Genomic DNA, 501 nt, shown 5'->3' with positions numbered 1-501 from the left:
AGGCGGGCGACCTGGCGCGCAAGCATGGGATCTCCGAGGCGACGCTGTATAACTGGAAGGCGAAGTATGGCGGGATGGACGTCTCCGATGCCAAACGGCTGAAGGCCTTGGAAGACGAGAACGCGAAGCTGAAGAAGCTGCTCGCCGACCAGATGCTGGAAGCCTCGGCACTGCGCGAGCTTCTGTCAAAAAAATGGTAGGGCCCGCCGCCAAGCGCGAAGCCGTCGCGCATCTGCAGGCCACGATGGGCCTGTCGGAGCGTCGGGCCTGTTCCTTCGTCGACGCCGATCGTAAGATGATCCGCTACCAGTCTCGCCGAGCGCCAGAGGCGGCACTGCGCGGCCGGCTACGCGACCTGGCCAACGAGCGCCGGCGCTTCGGCTATCGGCGGCTGTTCATTCTGGCGCGAAGGCGAGGCATCGGGTATCAACCGCATCTACCGGCTATACCGCGAAGAAGGACTGGCCGTGCGCAAGCGACGCTCCAGGCGCCGAGCGGTAG

The 501-nt window shown here is 65.1% G+C and carries 1 pseudogene; it reads left to right on the top strand.

From position 1 onward, the window contains the following. Nucleotides 1-501 (top strand): annotated as a pseudogene (locus tag NKH23_RS34525) (transposase); the annotation flags it as partial.

Source organism: Mesorhizobium sp. M1328, from assembly GCF_040318075.1.
Taxonomy (GTDB): Bacteria; Pseudomonadota; Alphaproteobacteria; order Rhizobiales; family Rhizobiaceae; genus Mesorhizobium.
Note: the sequence above shows the minus strand (reverse complement) of the source record. Positions and strands in the feature narration are given on the sequence as shown.